At 46.8% G+C, this 23,326-nt stretch carries 24 protein-coding genes and 1 pseudogene; 13 read left to right on the forward strand and 12 right to left on the reverse strand.

Features of this window, described 5'->3' with window-relative positions; all coding sequences use genetic code 11:
• Positions 1 to 54: 54 nt before the first annotated feature.
• Positions 55 to 669: a PD-(D/E)XK nuclease family protein gene (locus AC3A14_RS04740; RefSeq protein WP_318734232.1), complete on the forward strand. Its 615-nt coding sequence runs from the start codon at positions 55 to 57 to the stop codon at positions 667 to 669.
• On the opposite strand, the gene AC3A14_RS04745 is transcribed toward AC3A14_RS04740, so the two are convergent.
• From AC3A14_RS04745 to hemL, 7 genes are all read right to left on the reverse strand, one after another.
• Positions 666 to 1,736 carry an acyl-CoA dehydrogenase family protein gene (locus tag AC3A14_RS04745; protein ID WP_318701684.1) on the reverse strand — a complete coding sequence of 357 codons (1,071 nt, stop codon included), beginning with the start codon at positions 1,734 to 1,736 and terminating at the stop codon, positions 666 to 668. The genes AC3A14_RS04740 and AC3A14_RS04745 overlap by 4 nt on opposite strands.
• A 75-nt stretch (positions 1,737 to 1,811) precedes the next feature.
• The gene (locus AC3A14_RS04750; protein ID WP_413039143.1) at positions 1,812 to 2,012 is read right to left on the reverse strand and encodes an element excision factor XisI family protein; all 201 of its coding nucleotides are present in this window, start codon (positions 2,010 to 2,012) and stop codon (positions 1,812 to 1,814) included.
• A gap of 281 nt (positions 2,013 to 2,293) precedes the next feature.
• Positions 2,294 to 2,509 (reverse strand): element excision factor XisH family protein, encoded by a 216-nt coding sequence (locus AC3A14_RS04755; RefSeq protein WP_413038581.1) that lies wholly within the window; start codon positions 2,507 to 2,509, stop codon positions 2,294 to 2,296.
• 86 nt (positions 2,510 to 2,595) lie between these two features.
• Positions 2,596 to 4,353: a pyruvate kinase gene (pyk, locus tag AC3A14_RS04760; protein ID WP_413038583.1), complete on the reverse strand. Its 1,758-nt coding sequence runs from the start codon at positions 4,351 to 4,353 to the stop codon at positions 2,596 to 2,598.
• Between the two features lie 162 nt (positions 4,354 to 4,515).
• Positions 4,516 to 5,244, reverse strand: a complete 729-nt coding sequence (locus AC3A14_RS04765; RefSeq protein WP_318734460.1) for a hypothetical protein — start codon at positions 5,242 to 5,244, stop codon at positions 4,516 to 4,518.
• A gap of 152 nt (positions 5,245 to 5,396) precedes the next feature.
• Positions 5,397 to 7,196: an ABC transporter ATP-binding protein gene (locus tag AC3A14_RS04770; protein WP_318734458.1), complete on the reverse strand. Its 1,800-nt coding sequence runs from the start codon at positions 7,194 to 7,196 to the stop codon at positions 5,397 to 5,399.
• 145 nt (positions 7,197 to 7,341) lie between these two features.
• Positions 7,342 to 8,640, reverse strand: a complete 1,299-nt coding sequence (hemL, locus tag AC3A14_RS04775) for a glutamate-1-semialdehyde 2,1-aminomutase (protein WP_318701679.1) — start codon at positions 8,638 to 8,640, stop codon at positions 7,342 to 7,344.
• Positions 8,641 to 8,844: 204 nt separating this feature from the next.
• On the opposite strand from hemL, the gene hisIE reads away from it, so the two are divergent.
• Together hisIE and tsaE are read left to right on the forward strand one after the other, a co-directional pair.
• Positions 8,845 to 9,489 carry a bifunctional phosphoribosyl-AMP cyclohydrolase/phosphoribosyl-ATP diphosphatase HisIE gene (hisIE, locus tag AC3A14_RS04780; protein WP_318734455.1) on the forward strand — a complete coding sequence of 215 codons (645 nt, stop codon included), beginning with the start codon at positions 8,845 to 8,847 and terminating at the stop codon, positions 9,487 to 9,489.
• Between the two features lie 31 nt (positions 9,490 to 9,520).
• Positions 9,521 to 10,036, forward strand: coding sequence for a tRNA (adenosine(37)-N6)-threonylcarbamoyltransferase complex ATPase subunit type 1 TsaE (tsaE, locus tag AC3A14_RS04785; RefSeq protein ID WP_318701676.1), 516 nt, complete (start codon positions 9,521 to 9,523; stop codon positions 10,034 to 10,036).
• A gap of 28 nt (positions 10,037 to 10,064) precedes the next feature.
• Here the strand turns inward: tsaE and AC3A14_RS04790 are convergent, their stop codons facing one another.
• Entirely contained in the window at positions 10,065 to 11,288 is a 1,224-nt protein-coding gene (locus AC3A14_RS04790; protein WP_318734452.1) for a M20 metallopeptidase family protein, read from the reverse strand.
• A gap of 488 nt (positions 11,289 to 11,776) precedes the next feature.
• Between AC3A14_RS04790 and AC3A14_RS04795 the strand changes: the two genes are divergently transcribed.
• Positions 11,777 to 12,211 (forward strand): ATP-binding protein, encoded by a 435-nt coding sequence (locus AC3A14_RS04795; RefSeq protein ID WP_318701672.1) that lies wholly within the window; start codon positions 11,777 to 11,779, stop codon positions 12,209 to 12,211.
• Between the two features lie 8 nt (positions 12,212 to 12,219).
• Here the strand turns inward: AC3A14_RS04795 and AC3A14_RS04800 are convergent, their stop codons facing one another.
• Entirely contained in the window at positions 12,220 to 12,498 is a 279-nt protein-coding gene (locus tag AC3A14_RS04800; protein ID WP_318701670.1) for a DUF6439 family protein, read from the reverse strand.
• Positions 12,499 to 12,614: 116 nt separating this feature from the next.
• Here AC3A14_RS04800 and AC3A14_RS04805 point away from each other — a divergent pair, with 116 nt between their 5' ends.
• On the forward strand, positions 12,615 to 12,947 hold the full coding sequence (locus AC3A14_RS04805) for a sll0565 family protein (protein ID WP_318701668.1): 333 nt from the start codon (positions 12,615 to 12,617) through the stop codon (positions 12,945 to 12,947).
• A 77-nt stretch (positions 12,948 to 13,024) separates the two neighbouring features.
• Positions 13,025 to 13,495, forward strand: coding sequence for an adenylyltransferase/cytidyltransferase family protein (locus AC3A14_RS04810; RefSeq protein WP_413039250.1), 471 nt, complete (start codon positions 13,025 to 13,027; stop codon positions 13,493 to 13,495).
• A gap of 123 nt (positions 13,496 to 13,618) precedes the next feature.
• Here AC3A14_RS04810 and AC3A14_RS04815 read toward each other — a convergent pair.
• Positions 13,619 to 14,103 (reverse strand): annotated as a pseudogene (locus AC3A14_RS04815) (transposase family protein); the annotation flags it as partial.
• Positions 14,104 to 14,194: 91 nt separating this feature from the next.
• Between AC3A14_RS04815 and AC3A14_RS04820 the strand changes: the two are divergent.
• Together AC3A14_RS04820 and AC3A14_RS04825 are read left to right on the forward strand one after the other, a co-directional pair.
• A complete protein-coding gene (locus AC3A14_RS04820) occupies positions 14,195 to 15,025 on the forward strand; it encodes a biotin--[acetyl-CoA-carboxylase] ligase (RefSeq protein WP_318734445.1) in 831 nt (276 codons plus the stop codon).
• A gap of 60 nt (positions 15,026 to 15,085) precedes the next feature.
• A complete protein-coding gene (locus tag AC3A14_RS04825; protein WP_487778922.1) occupies positions 15,086 to 16,585 on the forward strand; it encodes a M23 family metallopeptidase in 1,500 nt (499 codons plus the stop codon).
• Between the two features lie 92 nt (positions 16,586 to 16,677).
• Here the strand turns inward: AC3A14_RS04825 and AC3A14_RS04830 are convergent, their stop codons facing one another.
• Complete coding sequence (locus tag AC3A14_RS04830) at positions 16,678 to 17,340, reverse strand: riboflavin synthase (RefSeq protein ID WP_318734439.1); 663 nt, start codon at positions 17,338 to 17,340, stop codon at positions 16,678 to 16,680.
• Between the two features lie 230 nt (positions 17,341 to 17,570).
• Between AC3A14_RS04830 and AC3A14_RS04835 the strand changes: the two genes are divergently transcribed.
• Together AC3A14_RS04835 and AC3A14_RS04840 are read left to right on the forward strand one after the other, a co-directional pair.
• Complete coding sequence (locus AC3A14_RS04835) at positions 17,571 to 18,077, forward strand: bifunctional nuclease family protein (protein ID WP_318734436.1); 507 nt, start codon at positions 17,571 to 17,573, stop codon at positions 18,075 to 18,077.
• Positions 18,078 to 18,227: 150 nt separating this feature from the next.
• Positions 18,228 to 19,346, forward strand: coding sequence for an aldo/keto reductase (locus tag AC3A14_RS04840; RefSeq protein ID WP_318736150.1), 1,119 nt, complete (start codon positions 18,228 to 18,230; stop codon positions 19,344 to 19,346).
• 37 nt (positions 19,347 to 19,383) lie between these two features.
• Here AC3A14_RS04840 and gcvT read toward each other — a convergent pair whose 3' ends face one another.
• The gene (gene gcvT / locus AC3A14_RS04845; RefSeq protein WP_318701652.1) at positions 19,384 to 20,481 is read right to left on the reverse strand and encodes a glycine cleavage system aminomethyltransferase GcvT; all 1,098 of its coding nucleotides are present in this window, start codon (positions 20,479 to 20,481) and stop codon (positions 19,384 to 19,386) included.
• Positions 20,482 to 20,987: 506 nt separating this feature from the next.
• Between gcvT and AC3A14_RS04850 the strand changes: the two genes are divergently transcribed.
• From AC3A14_RS04850 to AC3A14_RS04860, 3 genes are all read left to right on the forward strand, one after another.
• Positions 20,988 to 22,418, forward strand: coding sequence for a form I ribulose bisphosphate carboxylase large subunit (locus AC3A14_RS04850; RefSeq protein WP_271942261.1), 1,431 nt, complete (start codon positions 20,988 to 20,990; stop codon positions 22,416 to 22,418).
• A gap of 125 nt (positions 22,419 to 22,543) precedes the next feature.
• Entirely contained in the window at positions 22,544 to 22,930 is a 387-nt protein-coding gene (rcbX, locus tag AC3A14_RS04855; RefSeq protein ID WP_318701650.1) for a RuBisCO chaperone RbcX, read from the forward strand.
• Between the two features lie 52 nt (positions 22,931 to 22,982).
• Complete coding sequence (locus tag AC3A14_RS04860; protein ID WP_271942267.1) at positions 22,983 to 23,324, forward strand: ribulose bisphosphate carboxylase small subunit; 342 nt, start codon at positions 22,983 to 22,985, stop codon at positions 23,322 to 23,324.
• The last annotated feature ends 2 nt before the right edge of the window (positions 23,325 to 23,326 follow it).

Here is a 23,326-nt window from a genome sequence, read left to right on the forward strand (position 1 = left end):
TTAACTGTAATAAATACTTGGGATAATTGTATCATAATTTAAATGGGTATAACTATGTCTCGATTCACCATTATCAAGCCAGAAGAATCGTATACTTTTGCAGATTACTTTAAGCTTAACTTTGCGCCGCAAGATATTCTGGCATGTTTTCAGGTTTTACTCTCTAGGCGATCTCTACAATTTCCCCAGTATACCGGTACTCTCGATCGCCTACTCGACCTCACAACTCGCATTGAAGAGAGCCTCCCGCGTCTTAGCCTCACCAGTGAAATGGCTCGTCGGGAATTCCTGATCGCCCCGGTTTTAACGGACGTGCTGCACTATACCCAAGCTACCCTCAATGTTGAATATCCCGTGTTCGTGAGCCATCAACTCAAAGGTTCCCTCGATTATTTGCTGCAAAGCGATGGTGTTTTCCTGGTGATCGAAGCTAAAAATGAAGATCTAGAACGGGGTTTTGTGCAACTGGCGATCGAATTGATTGCTCTCGATCAATGGATCGAGAGCAATCAAACCCTTCTCTACGGCGCAATTTCCACCGGCAATATTTGGCAATTTGGTCAATTCGATCGCCAGTCTCGTCAAGTCACCCAAGACCTCAATCTTTACCGTGTCCCTGCTGATCTAGAAGACCTGCTACGCATCCTAGTCCAAATTCTGAATAATTAAATATTCCCTTGATTGACAATTTGCTCTAAAGTAGTTTCCATTACCTTGTTCGTGTGTCCCATAACCGATAAAACTAAGGCTTCTCGATGAATGCGTTGTGCAGGGTGATGTTTTTGGTTGGCGCTGCCTCTGGAAACCATAATCGTAGCTAAACTACACTGATGAGTCAAGGCGATCGCCTGAGCGCGTAGTTGCAACTGTTGCTCTAGAGATAACTGCTGTTCCTCTTTTTCTGTGTAAATTTTGGTACGCAAATGCTCCAGTTGCTCGGATAAGGCTAAAAATTGAGGGGCGATCGAGGCTTGAGCTTTGCTGGCATTTTCGACAATATCTAAACCGGATCGTGCCAATCCTAGCAAAGAGAACGTCGGATTTAAAACATTCTGGCGGGTTTTTTCCTCGATCCAGTCTTTAGATTGAAGACTAATCACCGTTTCATCCGGAACAAAATAGCGATCGCATTCGGCACTCACTGTATTGGTTGACGACATTGCCGCTAAAGACATGGGAGCTGAAAATCGTAACTCTCCTTTAGCAGAGGTGACAAACGGAATCAGGGCAAAAATAATCCTCTCATCTTCCAATCTCGCAGCAACAACCGCTTCTTGAAACAAATTCCAACCGGTTATCCAGGGCAGATATCCAGACAATAGATAACCGCCTTGAACTTTCGTTGCTGTTAATGTCGGTTTTTCTCGGCGCAAATGGGCATAGGATACACCGACTAAAATCTGACCCGATCTCATTTTAGGGAGATAATGACTTTTCAGCCTTTCATTATCTCCGTTAGCAATAAACGATCCTGCACTTTGATGTTGAGTTTGGGTAAAATTGAGCGTGCCGGAATATCGAGCTAGTCTTTCCAAGACTCTAAAATAATCTAATTGACTCACTTCTGTTTCACTCCAGGGTGGAGGAACATTAAGAGCCAGTAGCGATCGCGCCCCTAAACCCGCTAATCCTTCTCGCAAGATTTCCGTTTTTTCTTCCATGGCTTCTGGATTCGGAGCTGTTTTGAGATAATCTTCCGTTTGTTGCGATAAATCTAAACAAGTGGGGGCTGGCATTGTTTCTAAAATAGGTCGGTGGTTTTTGGCAGAGTTTCTGGCGATCGATACGAGTCAACTTTGAGACTTCATGAATCAACTCATGATAGTGTCATTGAGAGGATCTGTCGATCGAGCTTTTGAAACCATTCTATGGTCTGAAAACTGGCACATGAAAGGTGAATGTAAACCCAAAATAATATCCTCCTTCTTCACACCCATTGCCGTTAACTTTTCTCCCAAATCCACATCCGTGAAATTTCGTTGCAGCCATATTTTATCATCCTTAATATCAATACATTAATTGCTTGTTTGGCGATCGCAGCTTGAGTAAAGTCAAACCCAAAAAAGTTTCATAAACAACATCTGGCACGGCAAGATACCCCTCTTCTGTCACTTTTGGATAAAGGGGCGTGAAACCCTGATTCCTTCGTTAGCGATCGCGGGCTGTAATGACGGAAATTCGTTAGAATTTCCCAGAGTGACAGAAGAGGGGTACAGCACTTTGCGCTGTTATGAGGGACAGTGTTGAATCCTCAAAGCTATGTACCAAAAGCCTATTCCCTATTCCCTATTCCCTAGCGCAAAGCGCTATAAAGGCGGCGATCGGGTTCTAGTTTCTCAAGCATAACTTGATAGTTAACAAAGTGTCCAACCGCCACATGAAAAGCAAACATGGGAGAAAGATCGGAAAATGTTTTGATCTCAACCGCTATTTTTTGCTCTTCTTTGGTTGCCATCAATAATTTTTCTGCTGCCAGATCGATATAGGTCGTTGTATTTCCCCACTTCAAACACAACGGGTCGTCAGTAACTGTCCAGCCTTCTTTTTCCCCTCTTAACTTGTTCGTGAAAAGTATCCTTTGCCATCTCAGGTTAATTACATTCTTGATGACCCAGAATAGACCAAACCCCGTCCCATATCCAACGTCACAAATTCTCCATCGCGAATGACCTGTGTGGCTCGCTCAACGCCCACAATAACCGGAATACCTAAACGTAAACCAATAATCGCAGCATGACAAGTGGTATTATCCATTTCCACAATAATGCCCCCCGCTTTGCGAATCGCTTCAATAAAATCGGCTCCGGTTTCTGGAGCAACTAAGATATCACCGGGATGAAAATGGGTAGCCTCTAACCCATTTTGAGCAATTCTAGCTCGACCGCTGACTAATCCTTGACCGATACCAGTTCCTTTACCTAAGACGGCCGTAACGATTTGGACTTTAATCAAATCCGTTGAACCAGAAACGCCGGTTAACGTTCCCGCCGTCATCACGACTAAATCCCCTTCCTGGAGTAAATGTTGCTCTTGGGCTGCATTAATGGCGGCTTGAAAGGTCTGATTCATCGAAGGTAAATCTAGCACCAAAAGGGTGTCCACTCCCCAAACCAACTGCAATCGCCGCGCCACAGAAACTTGCGGAGTAATCGCTAAAATAGGAGGCTCGGGGCGGAATTTAGATACATTACGGGCTGTTGCTCCAGTTTTAGTCAGAGTCATAATGGCGGCTGCATTGAGCTGTTCCGCAATCCGACTGACCCCTTTGGAAATGGCACTGGGAATGGACTGACGACCTTGGGTCTCTGCGTTGCGGGTATGGGGTTCTTTTTCGATCCGTTGGGCAATGCGCGCCATCGTAGCCACAGCTTCCACCGGAAATTTACCCACCGCAGTTTCATTGGAGAGCATCACCGCATCAGTTCCATCTAGAATGGCGTTGGCAACATCGGAAATTTCTGCACGGGTAGCGCGGGGAGAGTTAACCATGCTATCGAGCATTTGGGTTGCTGTAATGACGGGAATACCGAGACGGTTAGCGGTGGCAATCAGGCGTTTTTGCAGCATGGGTACATCTTCGGCAGGGACTTCTACCCCCAGATCCCCACGAGCGACCATCACGCCATCGGATAGGCTCAGAATTGCGTCCATTTGCTCGATCGCCTCATGTTTTTCGATTTTGACGATCGCGGGGACCTGTTTACCCGCATTGGAGATAATTTCTTTAATTTCTAGAACATCTTGGGGATTACGGACAAAGGAGAGCGCCACCCAGTCTACTCCTTGATCTAAGCCAAAGGCTAAATCAACCCGATCTTTGTCGGTTAAGGCTTTTACGGAGAGATAAACGCCTGGAAAGTTCACCCCTTTGTTATTGGAGAGGATTCCGGGAACCGTGACGCGACAGTGAAGTTGTTCAGTTTTTCGATCGATCTCTTCCACTTTCATTTCTACCCGACCATCGTCGAGGAGAATGGTTGAGCCAACAGGTACTTCTTCAGCAAGGCGATCATAGCTGACAAAACTAATATCTTGCTTGCCCAGGATGCGATCGCTCGTTAAGGTAAAGCGATCGCCTTTTTTCAGCACCACCGATCCTTGCTCGAATTTACCCAAGCGGATTTTGGGGCCCTGTAAATCCTGTAAAATGCCCACTGGTCGATTCAGCTCAAACGAGACTTGGCGGATCAGACGGATATTGCGCTGATGGTCCTCGTGGGTTCCGTGGGAAAAGTTCAGTCTGAGAGTCGTTGCGCCCGCTAAAATCAACTGGCGAAGCACGTCTGCACTGCTGGTAGCTGGGCCAATGGTAGCAACAATCTTGGTTCGACGGGGAGAATACTGCGATCGCATGGAGTGTTTATCAACGATGAAGTCGTTGTTCATTGTACCGAGCAACCTAGGCCAATGGATCAGTTCAGTCTAACCATTCTGTATCCGATTCGGCTACCATTGGTATTTGTTTTCTATCCCTAGAATAGGTTTTTGATTCGACCACAACAGTTGAAGCGTCTGTCAAAAAGACTGGCGACGACGGATTTCAGGAGACTGGGGATATTTTAATGGGGGTGTGGTCGGTGAAGATTTAGACTCTAGATTTAAGGGAATAGACAGGGGACGACGAGCAGAGGAATCCATAGATAAAGGGGATTGCATTCCCTTCAGACTCTGCAAAAGGGACTCGCGCACCACCGGTTCTTGTTCGCGACTGAGCATCAATCGCAGGGCATTAAAAATCATCTCCGACTCTTTTTGTCCAGAGCGGGTATAGAGCAACCGATTCACCCGACGCACTGCCAACAACCGTAGTAGAGGTTCGGGGTGAGTTAAATCCGTCAGGACTCGATCTAGCTCCAGTTCTTGCTGCTTATACTGGAAAAGAAGCGATCGTCCCACTAGCAGCCCTAAAATGGCTAAAATGCCCAATCCTTCCAGAATTTGGCTGGCAGCTATCCAACCATTTTCCGCCTCTATCCAGACCGCGATCGCCATATAAGTAACTAAAGTTACCCCACCACCACCCGTAACCGCGAATGCCAACTGACGATTCGGCCCAGTTACCCAGCGTCGCATTTGGGCCCATCGCCATTCCCAGTTCCAGGATTGCATCCGATAGAGAACCACCATCATCGTCATCCCTAAACCGGTTGCCAATACCAGTCGCCAGTTCCAGGCCATTAATACAGCAATCAGGGTGAGGAAAAACAACCAACTTCCTGACCCCTGAAATAGGGATTTCCTCATCAGGTTAACCTTTACCTTTCATAGTTGCCTTCAATTTGCTCTGTCTATCTTAACCTGATAACCTGAGTTCGCAGAACATTCAGAGAAAATGCGGCTCAAAATCGTTAGACCCGATTGACCCTCCAACGCTAAAAAATTGATTGCACTCGCGTCTAAATTTCATAGGTAGACGATTGTAGTCGAAACATCTGGGCATACATGCCATTCAAATCCATCAGTTCCTCATGGCTACCCATTTCTCGAATTGACCCCTGCTCAAGGACAATGATGCGATCGGCCATGCGTACAGTAGAAAATCGATGACTAACCAAGAAGGTCATTTTACCCGATGCCAATTTTCGGAAACGCTGAAAGAGGTCATATTCAGATATTGCATCTAAAGCAGCCGTCGGTTCATCTAAAATCAGGATTTGTGCGGGAGTCATAAACGCCCGTGCCAACCCCACTTTTTGCCATTGTCCCCCCGATAATTCACTTCCTCCTGGAAAGATTTTTCCTAACAAGGTTTCATACCCATGGTCTAATCCTTGAATTACACTATCCGCCCCAGAATCAATCCCGGCTTTGCGAATGCGATCGCGATTATTATATTCATCAATGTTACCAAACCCAATGTTATCACTGACACTCAAATGATAACGGGCAAAGTCTTGGAAAATCACTCCAATATTCTGCCGTAATTCCTTCAGATTTAATTGAGTGATGGGAATATTATCAATCGTAATCTCTCCAGACGTGACATCATAAAACCGGGTCAACAGCTTGAGTAAAGTCGTTTTCCCGGCTCCATTCATGCCGACTAAAGCAATACTTTCCTGTGGTGCAATGGATAAATTAATATTCTTTAAGGTGGGTTTGCTCGCTCCTGAGTAGGTGAAGCTGACATTCTTGAACGTTAATCCTTGGCGCAAAGGAGAAGGAAAGGGTTGGGCATTTTTGGGGTTGATCACATAAGGTTGAAGGGCTAAAAAATCAAAAAACTGGCTAACATGCAGATTCACTTCATATAATTTCGCAATTTCTTCGAGCAGTCCTTGAATCGCTGTTTGAGATTGACGAAATGCCCCCGAATACATCGTCAAGGAACCAATCGTAATTTCACCACTCAGGGTTGCCGCAACAATCCAAAAATAAGTCAAATAAAATCCCAGTTTAGAGATCAGAGTCGAACTGAGTAGGGCAACGACTTGCTGGCGAGACATTTCTTCTATTTCTGCATTAAACTGCCAGCGAATCTCTCGCCATTTCTTTAATAGGTGATCGCTCAAATTAAACAGACGAATTTCTTTGACAAAATCTTGATGGGTTAAAACTTGCTGTAAATAATCGGCAAATCGACCACTCTGAGTTTGTTTGCGGAGGACTCTAAAGCGCCGACCTGAAAATTGGACACTAATCATAAATGCAGGTAGGGCACTGAGCAGCAATATAACCGTTGCCAGGGGACTAAAGCTAATAATCAGGCCCAATAGGGCGAATAATTTCAGACCTTGGCCGACAAAGGTGGTGAAGTAGGTTAGGGCACGAACGGGATAAGTGCTACCGCTTTGTTGGGCCCGGCTTAACAAATCGTAAAATTCGGGCAGTTCGTAATGGGCTAAATCTAAGTAAACGGCTTGTTTAAGCAGGAGTTGACTGGCGTAGAGATTAAAACGATCGCCTAAAATTTGAGCAGTATAAGTCGATAATGACTTGAGGCTATCACTCAACAGATGCAGCAAAAAGACCGTAAACACCAAGATAAAGATGGGAGACCACTCGGAACTGGGTAGTCCAATGGTATTCAGGATGCGATCGATAATCAGCTTACCAATATAAAGCTGGATCGCAGGTAATACTGAAGCGCTCAGGGTGGTCAGCAAAGACAAGAGTAGCCACCGCGGACTCGCAGACCAAACTAAGCGCAACAGTCGAGGCGTATTGCTGAGGACAGAAAAAAAGCGTAAGGACACTGGCTAAAGGAGGGATATTGTTGCGCTTTAGCGCTTTGAACATTCTAGCGCTTTAGTGCAACAACGAACCGATTTTTCTAATCCACCACTTTAGCTGAGACACTCCACTATCCATTGACTGACAAAAGGAGATCAACGGCAACCCCTAAAGAGTACTCATCACTTTCCGAGCCGCCTCTAGAGTCTTGTCAATATCTTCCTCTGTATGAGCCAAAGACGTAAACCCAGCCTCAAACTGAGAAGGCGCTAAATAAATGCCCTCCTCTAACATTCCCCGATGGAAGCGGCCAAACTTAGCGGTATCCGACTGTTTCGCATCGCTAAAATTATGGACAGGGCCGGCTGTAAAGAAGAAGCCAAACATGGCACTAATAGAACCGCCGCAAGCCTCATGGCCGGTTTCTTTGGCAATAGCGAGCAAGCCATCAATCAGTTTTTTAGTAATCTTCTCCAAAACATCATACTGGCCCTCCTTATTCAAGATGTCTAGGGTTTTAATCCCAGCCGTCATTGCCAGAGGATTACCAGAAAGGGTTCCCGCTTGATACATGGGGCCAGCCGGAGCGACGAGGGACATAATCTCCTTACGACCGCCATAGGCTCCAACCGGTAATCCGCCACCAATGACCTTACCCAAGGTTGTTAAATCAGGTGTTACACCAAATTTGGCTTGCGCTCCACCGTAGGAAATCCGAAATCCGGTCATTACTTCATCAAAAACCAATAAAGCACCATGGTCTTGAGTGAGCAGGCGCAATCCTTCTAAAAATCCCGCATCTGGGGGAATAAAGCCAGAGTTACCTACGACGGGTTCTAGGATGACTCCAGCAATTTCGTCAGGATTGTCATTAAACAGTTTTTTCACCGCTTCTAGGTCATTGTAGGGGGCGGTGAGGGTATTGGTGGTGGTGGATTTAGGAACTCCTGGAGAGTCCGGTAAGCCTAGGGTCGCGACCCCAGAACCGGCTTTAACCAGGAACATATCGGCGTGGCCATGGTAGCAGCCTTCAAATTTGATGATTTTTTCCCGTCCGGTAAAGGCTCGCATCAGTCGCAGGACGGACATACAGGCTTCGGTTCCAGAGTTGACAAACCGAACCATTTCAATGCTGGGAACGGCGTTAATTACCATGTCCGCGAGGATATTTTCTTGGGCACAGGGAGCGCCAAAGCTGGTTCCTTTGTCTAGGGATTCGTGCAGCGCTTTAATTACATCTGGATGGGCATGACCGCAAATAGCGGGGCCCCAAGTGCCTACATAATCAATATATTGGTTGCCATCGACATCCCAGATATAGGCTCCCTTTACACGGTCAAAAACAATAGGTTGGCCGCCCACAGATTTGAACGCCCGCACGGGAGAGCTGACTCCTCCAGGCATCAGGGTTTGGGCGGCAGTAAAGATTTCTTGAGATTTGGTGGTGTTTAGTGGTGTTACAGTCAAGGTAATCTCCAGGCGCGAAAATACGGATAATTTTGGGCTAAATGCTCAAGTGTTTTTTAGCAATAAGGGCTAGATTACACTAAAACTTAGCTCCTTCATCACTTCCTCCGTTAGAGAAGGGGTAAGATTGAGTAAGGATGCTTACAAGGGTTTTAGAGCTACTGCAAGCGATCTGTTGTTTGTTGGGGTAATTGATTAAGTTTTATGTCTGTTGAGTCTTTTCCTTCCCAGGCGATCCCGGTCGATCGCATTAAATATAATGATCGAGGTTTGGTTCCTGCCATTGTTCAAGACGATCTTGATGGTACGGTGCTGATGATGGCTTGGATGAATCAGGAATCCCTACAAAAAACCTTGGAGACGGGAGAAACCTGGTTTTGGAGTCGTTCCCGTTCCCAGTTGTGGCATAAGGGGGCAACGTCGGGTCATCTCCAGAAGGTACGATCTCTTCGTTATGATTGTGATAGCGATGCTTTGTTAATTGGAGTCGAGCAAATTGGTGATATTGCTTGCCATACGGGAGAGCGCAGTTGTTTTCATCAGGTGGAAGGAACCATTACTGCGCCCCCTGCGGATATGCTCTCTCAAGTGTATGAGGTAATTTGCGATCGCCGCGATCGTCCTACCCCAGAATCCTATACTTGTAAATTATTGGCCGATGGGGATAATAAAATTCTAAAGAAACTGGGTGAGGAAACAGCAGAAGTGGTCATGGCTTGTAAGGACGACGATCCTGAATCTATTGCCTCAGAAGTGGCCGATTTGTTTTATCACACCTTGGTTGCCCTTGCCTATCATCGTGTGCCCTTAAAGGCGGTTTATCAACAACTACAACAGCGTCGCCGATAACATCCATTCTCTCAACCATTAACTTTCAACTATGCATCTTTCTCTTGACCTGCCTGATGCTCAATCCACTGAAGAATTGGGGATCAAACTCGGTCAAATTCTAGCCCCCGGAAGTGTTGTCCTTCTCAATGGGGATTTGGGTACGGGGAAAACGACGTTAATTCAGGGACTCGGTAAGGGACTCGGTATTGAGGATCTCATTGACAGTCCCACGTTTACCTTAATTAATGAATATCTTGATAGCAGAGTGCCTCTCTACCATTTCGATCTCTATCGCCTCAGTCCCGCCCAAGTGCCTAGCCTGAATCCAGAATTATATTGGGAAGGTGTAGAAGTCCCTCTGGGTATTGTAGCCATTGAGTGGGCGGAGAAGTTGCCCTATTCTCCGCCAGAGGTGTTGATTTTGGATTTGAGTTATCAGGAAAACCAAAGACGGGTTGAGCTGTGGGCGAAAGGCCCTTTAGCGATTGCTGTTCTAGAGGCGATTTCCCAAGCCTATCAGTGTCCTTCTGCTGGTCTCTCTTGTCGATCGGGGAATAGGGAATAGGAGGTTATTTCTATCTCGCTATCTTCTCCTAGAGCGGGAAACTCCTGCCAAACTCCTCGGCACAGCGTACAAAGAGTTCTACCCCCATCTGTAATACAATCTCGTCAAAGTCAAACCGGGGATGGTGATGGGGATAGGCAAGATCTCGCTCTGGGTTGGCCGATCCCAGAAAGAAGTAGCATCCAGGAACCTGTTGCAGGAAGAAAGAGACATCTTCGGCCGCTAGGGTTTGATAGTCGGGCAGGAGTTCATTGGAGGTTTCTACGACTCCTTGGGCGACAGAATATACAAAACTGGACATGCGGCGATCGTTAATGACGGCTGGATATTGCTGCCAGTAGTTGAGATCGTAGGTTGCACCATGGATCTGGCAGATTCCAGCTATCGTTTGTTCAATCCGCTCTTGTAGATAACCTTGGAATTGGGGATCAAAATAGCGGACCGTTCCGCTCAGTTTGGCCGTATCTGCGATGACGTTATGGCGAGTCCCTGCATGGAGTTCTCCAATAGTAACGACAGCCGATTGTAAGGGGTTGACGTTGCGGGAGACAATCGTCTGGAGCGTATTGACAATTTGAGCGCTGACCATGACTGAATCTATGGTTTGATGGGGCATGGCTCCATGGCCGCCTTTGCCCATAATCAAGAGTTTAAACGATTCTACGGCTGCCATAAATGGGCCGCTGCGAAGGGCAACTTTACCCATGGGTAGGACATTCCACAGGTGCAGACCGATGAGGGCATCGACATCAGGGTTTTTTAGCACCCCGGCTTCAATCATGGGTTTAGCACCCCCTGGCCCTTCCTCTGCGGGCTGGAAAATGATTTTTATGGTTCCGGAAAAGTTCTGCCGGTGTTTGGCTAAATAGTGGGCAGTTCCTAGGGCGATCGCCGTATGACCGTCATGGCCGCAGGCGTGCATTTTACCTTCATGCTGCGATCGATACGGAACTCGATTGAGTTCGTTAATGGGTAAAGCATCCATATCAGCGCGAATCGCTAAAACAGGGCCAGGGGTTTGGCCGGTAAGGGTGGCGACAATACCAGTTCCGGCAATCCCCGTTTGATGCTCAATCCCCCATCGGGTCAGCAGTTTTGACACAAAAGCTGAGGTCAAATATTCCTCAAAACCCAGCTCAGGACATTGATGAATTTGCCTTCGCCATTGGACCAGTTCAGGCTGTAAGGCTCGAATTTCTAATCTAACTGACTCAAGATTGACGGAAGGAGGAAGAAGGGTGGATGAAATCATGAGGTTCGCTGGCCCGATAAAATGTAGGATTCAAAGTAATATTGAGAACTTTCTTGTCCTGAATAACCACTTGTGTTGCCAAAATGAAGCAAGGAAAAGATCCTTAATTATAGTATAACGGGTCATGAAATTCGGTTACAGATTCTTTGATCGTCCTGGATATATCTGCTACACGGATGTCTTTTTAAAGCCGTTTTGATATAATTAGATAGTAGAAGAACTTTAATTTATCCTTTCTGGAGCAATTGCTAACCCCCAATTCTTCCCAATCTAGGTGATGCGAATGGAGAACTAAAATATTAATCAAAGCCTCACCAATTGAACCGTCAACCCATCATTTTAATCGAGGAAAAGCTTTTAATTTCTTATGAATCATCAAAATTAGGTTAACGCGATCGCCATTTACACTCAGGTCATCTGACTTTCAAAACCATGCTATTTGCTCCGCTCAGATACTGTCCCTTTGTAATGATTAAGGATTTGAAGTTGTGATTGCTATTTCACCTCGTCCCGTGCGCCGGCAATGGAATACCATTAGTTTCGCTTCTACGTTGTACCTGTGTCCTGTACTCGATCTACTCCTCACTCACATCCCTTCCCATGTGCCTCTCGACTGGCAAGCACAGGTTAGACTCGGACTACAAGAAGCCCTGGTAAATGCAGCTAAACATGGTAATAATCTCGATCCGGGTAAGCAAGTTTCTGTGAGGTTTTCAGTATCCGAAGGCTATCACTGGTGGGTGATTTCAGATCAAGGATGCCAAAGCAGGGAGAACTGTTCCTGTATTCCCGTTGACTCGGCGGGGCTTCCTGAGCATGAGTCCGAATGTGGGCGCGGTTTGTTTATTCTCCACCAAATTTTCGATCAAGTCCATTGGTCTCCGGAAGATCGAGAACTGCGACTGTGCAAAAGTTGGAGATAGTCCAAGCTTTAGCGATGATCGGGACAAGGAGGAGCGCTAATAGAGCGATCGAGCCAACCGGTAGCTTGTTGCAGTCGAGGAAGTGCTTCTTCTTTTTGGTTTTTTAATAGGAAAATTAGAGCAGCGATCGCCTGTTCCTGGGCCCTCGCGGTACGGTTAGACTTGAGCTTATGCCAATCGGCTGAAGAAATGGCTAACCGTTGAGCTAAGACTTGTGCAATCTCCAGAGTCGTCAGATCTGAGAGGCGATCGGCGATCGGGGTCTGTGTAGTGGAAAAATTAGACATTGGAGCAGATAACCTTGATAGAATACCGTTGTTCTTGATTGTAACGGAATAGTCCTAAATTCCAAAAATCATCCCATTTTCCGTGTCCCTCTGTCTTCCTCTGAAAGCATTCTCCCATGTCCGACGATCGCTCTCCCCCCTCTGAAACCGATCCCCAACCTGACTGGGAACAGAGCTTGATGGACTTAGAAGAGAGCCTATCAAGTCTCAAACAACGGTATACCCAAGTCAAAGAAGGACAGCAGCAAAAACAGGATCTTCAGCACCGGTTAGGGCAACTGCAAACGGAACTTAAACACATTAAAGAACAAATAGCAACCTTGGAAGTAGAGCTAGAAAGTCGCCTCCTGTCCTGGTTAACGGTCAAAGAACCCTTTTGGCAAGCGGTGCGGTTTGGGGGATTAGGCTTTGCGATCGGCTGGGGTTTACACTGGTGGTTGAGACGATAAGGTCACCTTTTTAAATCCTCAGTTTTTTACCCTTGAGTACGGTTTTCGGCGATAAAGCTCAGTGTTAATCTTTGATAATGGGTCTTATGATATTTACCCTTGAGCAATTAGAAACCCAAATTATAGCCTCTCCACAAAATTGGCGGCCGTTGGTTCTAACGAATGGCTGCTTTGACTTGCTTCATATTGGTCATTTACGGTATTTACAACAGGCAAAGTCGTTTGGGCGATCGCTCATTGTTGGCATTAATAGCGATCGCTCCGTGGGCAACCTCAAACCCAATCGCCCCATTGTACCTGAATCTCAACGAGCAGAACTGGTGATGGGCTTAAAACCTGTTGACGGGGCGATCATTTTTGACTCTTTAACGGCTATTCCCTTAATTGAAACCCTAAAACCTGATATTTATGCCAAAGGAGGAGACTATACACCAGAAACTTTACCGGAAATGCCAGTCGTTAGAGCCTGTGGTTGTCGTCTAGAACTGATTCAGATTGAAGTAGCCACTTCTACGAGTGGTATGATTAATAAGATTTTGTTGAATTGAGGTTACTGAGAACAGTTTTTACTGTTATTAGGCAATAGGCAATAGGCAAGTCTTCTGTTGGTTACAGAAAGGGTAACACTTCAGAAATCAGAAAACCCTTGTGACATGCTGAGAAGTATAGACCCCTTGTAATTGTTGAGATTCCCCCTTTCTCAAATGAACAAAAAGCACTCGAGCGGGTAAATACTTTCCTTTATGTTCAATGCGATCGCTCTGTCGAATTCGCAGTCGGAAAGCCAGAGACGGTTCTCAAAGCAAGTACCTCACCCAAGCCTGTCCGATCAATTCTCGGTCCCCACAGATGAAGGCAATCTCAGCCTCAGGGAAGAGACGATGAAAGGCTTCGAGCCATCTCATTCTCTGATCGCTGTTACTATTGCCTTTCTTTTCCAGTATCCACCACAATACGGGCATGGCAACTCCCTGATCGATAATACCCAAGGTGAGGATTTGTAGCAATGCTTTCCTAATTCCCAACTGGTACGGTCTACACTCAAAACCCAAGGTTGGGGTATGTGCATCCAACAGACTATAATCTGGGCGATTTCAGTATAATCGAGGTCAAACCCTCGAAAAAATCTTTGTAGTCGCTTGTAATTAGATGCGGGTTTGGCGTTAAAAAGAAGACCAATATTTTGCATTAATAATTAACCTAAAGGGTAAAGAAATGACAGAATATGCGACTTCAGCCTTAACTAAATGAACCTGAATCAAGACCGAATTCACCAAACCTGGGAAAAAATCGCCAACCAATTAAATCTAGAACCTCTTCCCCTGCCGCCTATCCACCCATTCGAGACCCTAGAATCGACGAATCAAACCCTGTGGCAACTGCTCAGGGAAGGTGCCCCAACTGGTACAGTGGCGATCGCCAGGCAGCAAACCTCTGGGCGAGGACAATGGGGGCGATCGTGGTCTTCTGGTGATGGAGGGCTATATCTGTCTTGGGCGATCGCCCCTAAATTGCCCACTGAGAAAGCGCTATTGCTCACCATTAGTAGCGCTTGGGGAATAGCCACTCTCTTGCGTCAATATCATCAACCCGACAACTCAGAAACCCAACTCCCCATACAAATCAAATGGCCCAATGACTTAATCCTTAATCAAAGAAAAGTGGGAGGTATTCTCACCGAAACTCGCGTGCATCAAAACCAGATTCACCAGGCTGTTGTTGGGGTGGGGATAAATTGGGAAAACCCAGTACCTGAACCGGGAATTAGCCTCAAAGAAGGGTTCAACGAGCGATCGGTTACCAGCGATCTCACTTATCTAGAAGATCTTTTAGCCCTAATCTTAAGGGGATTAATCTCCGGATACGAGGCGAGCGATCGGAAAAAAGGAGCAACTCTCATCTCTGCCTACAATCAACTGCTGACCCATGTTGGGCAACCCATCAGTATCCAAGGACAAAACGGCAAGATTCGAGGTATTACGGAGACAGGTCAGCTCTGTATTGACCTGAACTCCTCCCAAGTCCTCTTCAACCCTGGCGAAATTCAATTAGGTTATAAGAACTCCTACAGAAGTTAAGAAATATATGATAAAACTTGTCAGAGACCCAATAATGGGATACAAATCGAGCCACTAATCGTGAAAACACTTAACCGCCAACGAATTCAGATGAGTACGGATAAGACAACACCCACTCCAAATCCCAGCCCAGATCGCCAATATACCCGCACTTTATTTTGCCTCACCTGTCACCGTTCCCTGCTCATGCAAGGACTCGGTTGGTTAGGGGCCCTAGGTTTACTCAGTGCTAGCATGGTTTGGACTCCCAATCGAGGCGCTGCCTACGAACAAGACTCCATTGATCCGGTTGCTTATGATGCGGTTCCTGAAGTCGAATGGACAGAACCAGCATATGAACCGGCTTATGAGCCAGCATATGAACCGGCTTATGAGCCGCAATGGACTCCTGAACCAGCCGCCTATGAGCCGCAATGGACTCCTGAACCAGCCGCCTATGAGCCGCAATGGACTCCTGAACCAGCCGCCTATGAGCCAGAATGGACTCCTGAACCTGAACCGGCGGCTTATGAGCCAGAATGGACTCCCGAACCAGCCGCCTATGAACCAGAAACCTTTGATGATGCTTCTGTACCAGTGGTGATTGAAACCCATCAAGAGGCTCCTATTTCCTATTCTGCTTCGGACTTGATGCCAGAAAATACAACAACGGCTCAAGAGAATACGGCTCAAGAAAGTGCCTATATTGATACTTCTAACGATTTTGATACAGGTGCAACGGCTGCTTATGAAGAACCGACGGAAGTGGTGGTTTATGAGAACTCTGCTCCTACTGTTTCGGCACCGGAATCTCGGGATTATACGGCTGCTGCTCCGGCTCCAACTCCTAGTGCCCCTTCTGAACCTATTCCTGCTTGGTCTCCAGAAAATTATCAGCCAGCGCCCTCCTATGGAACGAGCAATGAAGAGTATGCACCAGCGCCAGCACCTGCTCCAGTGGTTGGGGGAACGACAGCGAGCGGTCGGTCTTATTTTAATACTCAAAAACCCATGGGTTTGCCGGGTAATGGCAATGTGAGTTTATTGTATCCTCTGGCGATTCCTGCTCAAGTTAGCTCCCATTTTGGCTGGAGATTGCATCCGATTTATGGAGATTGGAGATTCCATAGCGGTACAGATATTGCGGCAGCTACGGGAACCCATGTGTTAGCCGCGTTGGCTGGACGGGTGGCGATCGCCAATTTCTTGGGTGGATACGGCTTAACTGTGGTTCTCGAACATAGTAATGGAACCCAAGAAACCCTCTATGCCCACTTGTCTGAAGTATTTGTTGAACCAGGTGAAGAAGTAGAACAAGGTACGGTCATTGGAAGTGTGGGCAGCACAGGAAATTCTACAGGACCCCACCTGCATTTTGAATTGCGAGAACAAACAGAAGACGGTTGGGTAGCTTTGGACGCTGGGGCACAGTTGGAATATGCCTTAGCTCGGTTTATCCAATCCTGGGAAACGGCCTCAGCAACTCCTTATACCGGTGGCAATGCCAAGGAACTGCAACAATTACCAGCTCCGGAACTGGCGGTTGAAGAGTTGCCCTATGTGAACATTCGCCCGATGTAGGAGACGCTCGGGACGCGGGGACGCGGGGACGCGGGGATGCGGGGAATAAGATACTTCTACTTGTAAGATCCCCCACCTCCCTATCCCCCTATCTACCCGTACCCATGTTCGCTTAAGAAGTCCGCAGTAATGGGGTTTTCGGGTTTTTTATGTGGCAATCGCAATAATCCTTCCACATATTTACCTAAAATGTCTCCCTCCAAATTGACTACATCTCCGGGATGTAGATACTGTAAATTAGTATGGTCGAAAGTATGGGGAATCACCGCGACCTTAAACGTATGGGTTGCGCCTTGGTCTTGAGCGAGAGTTAAGCTAATCCCATTCACGGCAATACTGCCTTTGGGGACAATATAGCGGGCTAGATTGGGGGTGTTCAGGTGAAAAACCATTTCCCAGGCGATCGCCGTCTGTATCACCGACAGAACTTCCCCCGTACCATCCACATGACCCGTCACAAAGTGACCCCCTAATTTACTCCCCACCTTCAAAGAGGTTTCGAGATTCACAGGGACTTGGCTCATGGCTCGATGGTTCAGGGTAGTGCGACTGAGAGTTTCTGGTGAGACAGCAGCAATAAACCCCTGGGAAAGCAGGGTTTCTACTGTCAGGCATACGCCATCGACTGCGACACTATCGCCTATGGCTAAATCCGCCAAAATTAGCCCTCTCCCTTCAGGAGAACAGATAATTTGGACTTGGTAATCATTCAGAGGAGTGAGTGTCCCTAAGGTTTGGATTAATCCGGTAAACACGGGTAACGTTCAAGAAAAGTGAGCTTAAGATGAGAAGAAGACAGATTACAGATTTTATATAAACTTATGGTCTAATTAGGATAATCGATTTTAAGGTAGAGAATACTGTATGGGTTTCCTGAATCAGTTTATCCTTTAGGAAACCCCAGACAACACCCGATCTTATCTACGAGCAACGCAGCCCAAGGATAAGCATCCCTTGCCAGAGAGTGATCTAGAGGCTTTACCCGATGATTGAAATGAGAGTTGCTGGAATTGCATTAGATGCGGGCACGCGCAGTCCCATTGTTCTATTAAAGGATACGACGGAGCGCCGTGCCTTGCCCATTTACATTGGTCAAGACCAAGCCAGGGCGATCATTAATGCTTTGGAGAGGCAAAAACCTCCTCGACCCCTGACCCACGATTTGATGGTGAATGTCTTAGAAACTTGGGAGATGTCCCTAGAGAGAGTGGTAGTTCACGCGCTCCATGATAATACCTTTTATGCCCTGCTGACGATGCGTCAAGGGGATGTTGTCCATGAAATTGATGCTCGGCCCTCTGATGCTATTGCCTTAGCTCTACGAACGGGAACTTCTATTTGGGTGATGGAAGAGGTGATCGCGAATGCCTCAATTCCAGTCGATCAAGAGGCAGATGAAGCTGAACAAGAGGCATTCCGCGATTTTCTATCGGGTTTGCGACCTGAAGATTTTGCCCAACGGGGTAAAGGGCGATCGGTGAATGGAGAGTAGCTGGCGGAGACACGGAGACACGGGGACGCGGAGACGCGGGGACGCGGAGACGCGGGGAGGTGGAGATGGGGAGGATGAGGAGAATGGGGAGAATGGCAAAAATTCGATTCCCATTATCGTCCACCAAGTTGAGTTGAAACAGTTAGTAGCGTGAAATATCGACGCTTTGGTAAAACAAATCTGGATTTATCAGTGTTTTCCCTGGGGACAATGCGACCATTGGGATCGGAGGAAGGGTTTGGCCAGATTGTTTTACAGGCACTCTCAAGAGGTATCAATCATATTGAAACGGCTAGGGGATATGGTGCAAGTGAGGTCTATTTGGGCAGGATATTGCGTCAATTAGACCGCGAGTCTGTTTATTTAACTACGAAACTGCCACCAACTCCCGATCCAAAAATAATGGCAGGGTGGATAGATAAGTCTTTGTCCCGTTTGGGGGTAAAACGAATCGATTGTTTGGCGATCCATGGGATTAATACTGGGGAGCATCTGGAATGGATACAGGGCGATCGCGGGTGTATGCAGGCGGTGCAGGAGGCGATCGCCAATGATAAGGTAAATCATGTGGGTTTTTCTACCCATGGTTCCCTAGAGTTAATCCAATCTACCTTAGAAACCGGTTTATTTGAGTTTGTAAATTTACATTATTATTGGTCGTTTCAACGTCATGCTCCCCTGTTGGCGATCGCCAATGAATTAGATATGGGCGTTTTTATTATCTCTCCCGCCGATAAGGGAGGGCGCTTGTATTCTCCACCGGCTCAACTGCAAGCCTTGTGCCAACCGTTTTCGCCTTTGGAATTGAGTTATCGGTTTTTATTGGGCGATCGTCGGATTACGACCCTAAGTATAGGGCCAGCTACGGTAGAAGAGTTAGGCTCATTCCTAGAAATGGGCGATCGTCCCCTCACAGAAGCAGAACAGCAGGTTTTATCCCATCTAGAACGCCAAATGAGCGACACCTTGGGAAAAACCCAATGTCATCAATGCTATCAATGCTTACCCTGTCCCGAAGAAATTAATATCCCGGAAGTCTTACGCCTACGAAATTTAGCTCTTGCCTATGACTTGGTGGAATATGGAAAATATCGCTATGGCATGTTTGAAAATGCGGGTCATTGGTTTCCCGGAAACAAAGCCTCCCGATGTACTGAATGTGGAGAATGTTTACCCCGATGTCCCACCCAGCTCAATATTCCCCAACTCTTGAATGAAACCCATGAGTTACTAAAGGGAAAACAAAGCCGCAGACTTTGGGAAGATTAAGCACTATATGCTATATCAGAACTGCTGAGTTGATCCATTACCCAGCACGATAAAACGGTTTTTTAACCACTTTCATCGGATACCGTTTTCCACGAATTTCCACTTCAAGTTCTTGCCCAATTTTTGCCCATTTTTTCGGTAGGTATGCCATGGCAATGGGATAACCGAGGGTAGGGGAAAGCGTTCCACTGGCGACTTCAGAGACGACTTCCCCGCTAGCCAACAGGGGATAGCCATGACGAGCAATATGACGACCTTCTCCTTGTAGTCCCACTAAGCGCTTAGAAACTCCGTTTGCTTGCTGCTCTTCTAACACCGATCGACCGATAAAATCGCCTTTAGTTTTCAAATGGACTAACCATTTCAAACCCGCTTCTAGGGGGGTGGTGGTGAGATCGATATCTTGACCGTAGAGCGCTAAGGCGGCTTCTAAGCGTAGGGTATCCCTAGCTCCTAAACCACAAGGGATAACACCGGTTTGCAGTAAGGTATCCCAGAGTTGAAGAGCCGTGTCTGGATCGAGCATAATTTCTACTCCGTCTTCGCCTGTGTAGCCGGTGCGAGCGAGGAAAGACCAACTACCGAGCAGGGGAATGGGGATGTGACCAAAGCGAGGGATAGAAGAGAGGTTAGTGGTGACAAGGGTTTGTAGGGTTTCGAGAGCTTTGGGGCCTTGCAGAGCAATCAGTGCTTGGTTGAGGGTTTGGTCGTCGAATTGGATTTTATCTGGATCGAGATGTTGCTGTATCCATTGGCGATCACCCTCACAAGTAGCAGCATTGACGATAATAGCGACTTTTTCCTCTCCGTTGTCTTCTTGGCTTTGCAGATAGACAATAATATCGTCAATAATGCCTCCTTCTGAATTCAGAAGTACCGTATATTGCGCTTGGCCCGGTTTTAGACGAGCAAGATCTGAGGGAACAAGAGTTTGTAAACTGGCGATTACTGAAGCGCCACTGAGGAAGAATTTGCCCATATGGGAGATGTCAAACATTCCGACATGGGTTCTGACTGCTTCATGTTCTTGTTTGATTCCTGAAAATTGTACTGGCATTTCCCAACCGGAAAATTCAGTCATCTTTGCCTTGAGTTTTACGCACGAGTCAAACAGTGGAGTATGAAGTAAAGCCATGATTACCGTCTCAATGATCCTACAGGCACTATACCAAAAGATGCCCTCCTCCTAGAAAAGCATGAGGGCGAAAAATTTTTCGCCCCTACTTGATGAGGGACTAGCACCTTTCCTATTCCTCAAGGGGAAATCGCTATATCCTTTTGTCACAAATAATGTCCATATCGTAACAATACACTCTAGTCTTCCTCCCCAGCCAGATAAAGTTATATTGCATTACGTATGGCTCAAGCATAGGGCTTTTTACCCACCGATCCCCAGAGGAGTTCTGTTTACTGGCGATCGCCAACCCAAATCAAAAAAAATAAGTCTAATATCTTCTTAATAATTGTAGACTTTTGTCAAGATTTTCGTCATAAAGCTTAATGGTAGCTGTAAATATAAGTAAGGATTATTTGCAAAACAAGTAGAAGTGAACGTAAAGTGGCCCAAATCTTGATATATTCTTAAACATCTAGCCAATCGGCACAAAACGTATTAAGTGCTAGTTTTTAGGAAGGGATTTCATGTCTTACGCTCAAACTCAAACTCAGTCTAAAGCTGGGTACCAAGCTGGTGTAAAGGATTACAAATTAACCTACTACACACCAGATTACACACCGAAAGATACCGACGTTCTGGCCGCATTCCGGATGACCCCCCAACCGGGCGTTCCTCCCGAAGAAGCAGGCGCTGCGGTAGCTGCGGAATCGTCCACCGGAACCTGGACGACTGTATGGACTGACCTATTAACCGATCTCGATCGCTACAAAGGTCGTTGCTACGATATTGAATCAGTTCCTGGAGAAGATAACCAATACATTTGTTATGTAGCTTATCCCCTGGATCTGTTTGAAGAAGGTTCTGTAACCAATATGTTAACCTCCATCGTAGGTAACGTATTCGGTTTCAAAGCCCTACGCGCCCTACGTTTAGAAGATATGCGGATTCCCATCGCTTATCTGAAAACCTTCCAAGGGCCTCCCCACGGTATCACCGTAGAACGGGACAAACTCAACAAATACGGTCGTCCCCTACTCGGTTGTACCATCAAACCCAAACTCGGTTTATCGGCTAAAAACTACGGTCGTGCAGTATACGAGTGTCTCCGTGGTGGTCTAGACTTCACCAAAGACGACGAAAACATCAACTCTCAGCCCTTCATGCGCTGGAGAGACCGCTTCCTATTCGTTCAAGAAGCGATCGAAAAAGCTCAAGCAGAAACCGGTGAAATCAAAGGTCACTACCTTAACGTAACCGCTCCTACCGTTGAACAAATGATGCAACGGGCCGAATTCGCCAAAGAAATCGGTACCCCCATCATCATGCATGACTACCTCACTGGAGGATTCACCGCCAACACCACCCTCGCTAGATGGTGTCGCGACAACGGCGTACTACTGCACATCCACCGTGCCATGCACGCCGTTATCGACCGTCAGAAAGCCCACGGAATTCACTTCCGCGTTCTCGCCAAATGCTTACGCATGTCCGGCGGCGATCACCTCCACTCTGGAACCGTTGTGGGTAAACTCGAAGGTGAAAAAGGCATCACCATGGGCTTCGTTGACCTCATGCGCGAAGACCACATCGAACAAGACCGTCAACGCGGAATCTACTTCACCCAAGATTGGGCTTCCATGCCTGGTGTAATGCCCGTTGCTTCCGGTGGTATTCACGTATGGCACATGCCAGCTCTCGTAGAAATCTTCGGTGACGACTCCTGCTTACAATTCGGTGGTGGAACCTTGGGTCACCCCTGGGGTAACGCTCCTGGTGCAACCGCTAACCGCGTTGCTCTCGAAGCTTGTATCCAAGCTCGTAACGAAGGTCGCAACCTCTTCCGTGAAGGTGGCGACGTAATCCGCGAAGCTTGTAAATGGTCTCCCGAATTGGCCGTTGCTTGCGAACTGTGGAAAGAAATCAAGTTCGAGTTCGAGGCCATGGATACCCTCTAATCTCTGCCCAGAGTTAGAGCATCCGTTAAGAGGAAGAAAAGGCAAGAGTGTTGTCGATCACAATCTTGCCCCAAATCTCCCTCTAAAATCGGGGATTCTTTCATCCTAGCGGCCGAGATCAGGACATGGATATTAAAAACGTTGCCAAAGCTACTAGCCGTGTAATGGCGAGTTATCTCACCTATCAAGCGGTCAAAGTAGTGACGAATCAGTTAAGAGAAACCAATCCCGGTGAAGCGATTTGGCTCAGTGGATTTTCCTCAACCGGAAAAATTCAGGATGGAGAAGCTTATCTTGATGAGCTTTTCCAAGCCAAACCAGAGATGGCATTCCGGGTAATGACGGTACGAGAACATCTAGCTGAAGAAGTTACTGATTTCTTACCCGAAATGGTTCGCAGTAATATTCAACAAGGCAATATAGAACATCGCCGTCAATATCTCGAACGAGTAACGCAACTTAATATCCCTGATTCTTCTTCTGATACCCAATCACCAACCGATTCAGATTGACGATTGCTGGATCACTTCGAGTCCAAATTCTAGACACAACTGCTTAAAAACCATGCAAACTTTACCTAAAGAGCGCCGTTACGAAACGCTTTCTTATCTGCCTCCCCTGACTGATGCCCAGATCAAAATGCAAATTCAGTACATTTTGGATCAAGGCTATATTGCTGGTGTGGAATTTAGTGAAGATTCCAGCCCCGAAATGCGCTACTGGACGCTGTGGAAACTTCCCCTGTTCCACGCTAAAACTGTTAACGAAGTAATGGCTGAAATTGATGCTTGTCGTGCAGAATATCGCGAAAGCTACGTTCGCGTTATGGGATTTGACAACATCAAACAATGTCAAGTTCTGAGCTTCATTGTTCACAAACCTAATGCTAATCTCCGTCGTTACTAAGT

Source organism: Roseofilum sp., assembly GCF_982964205.1.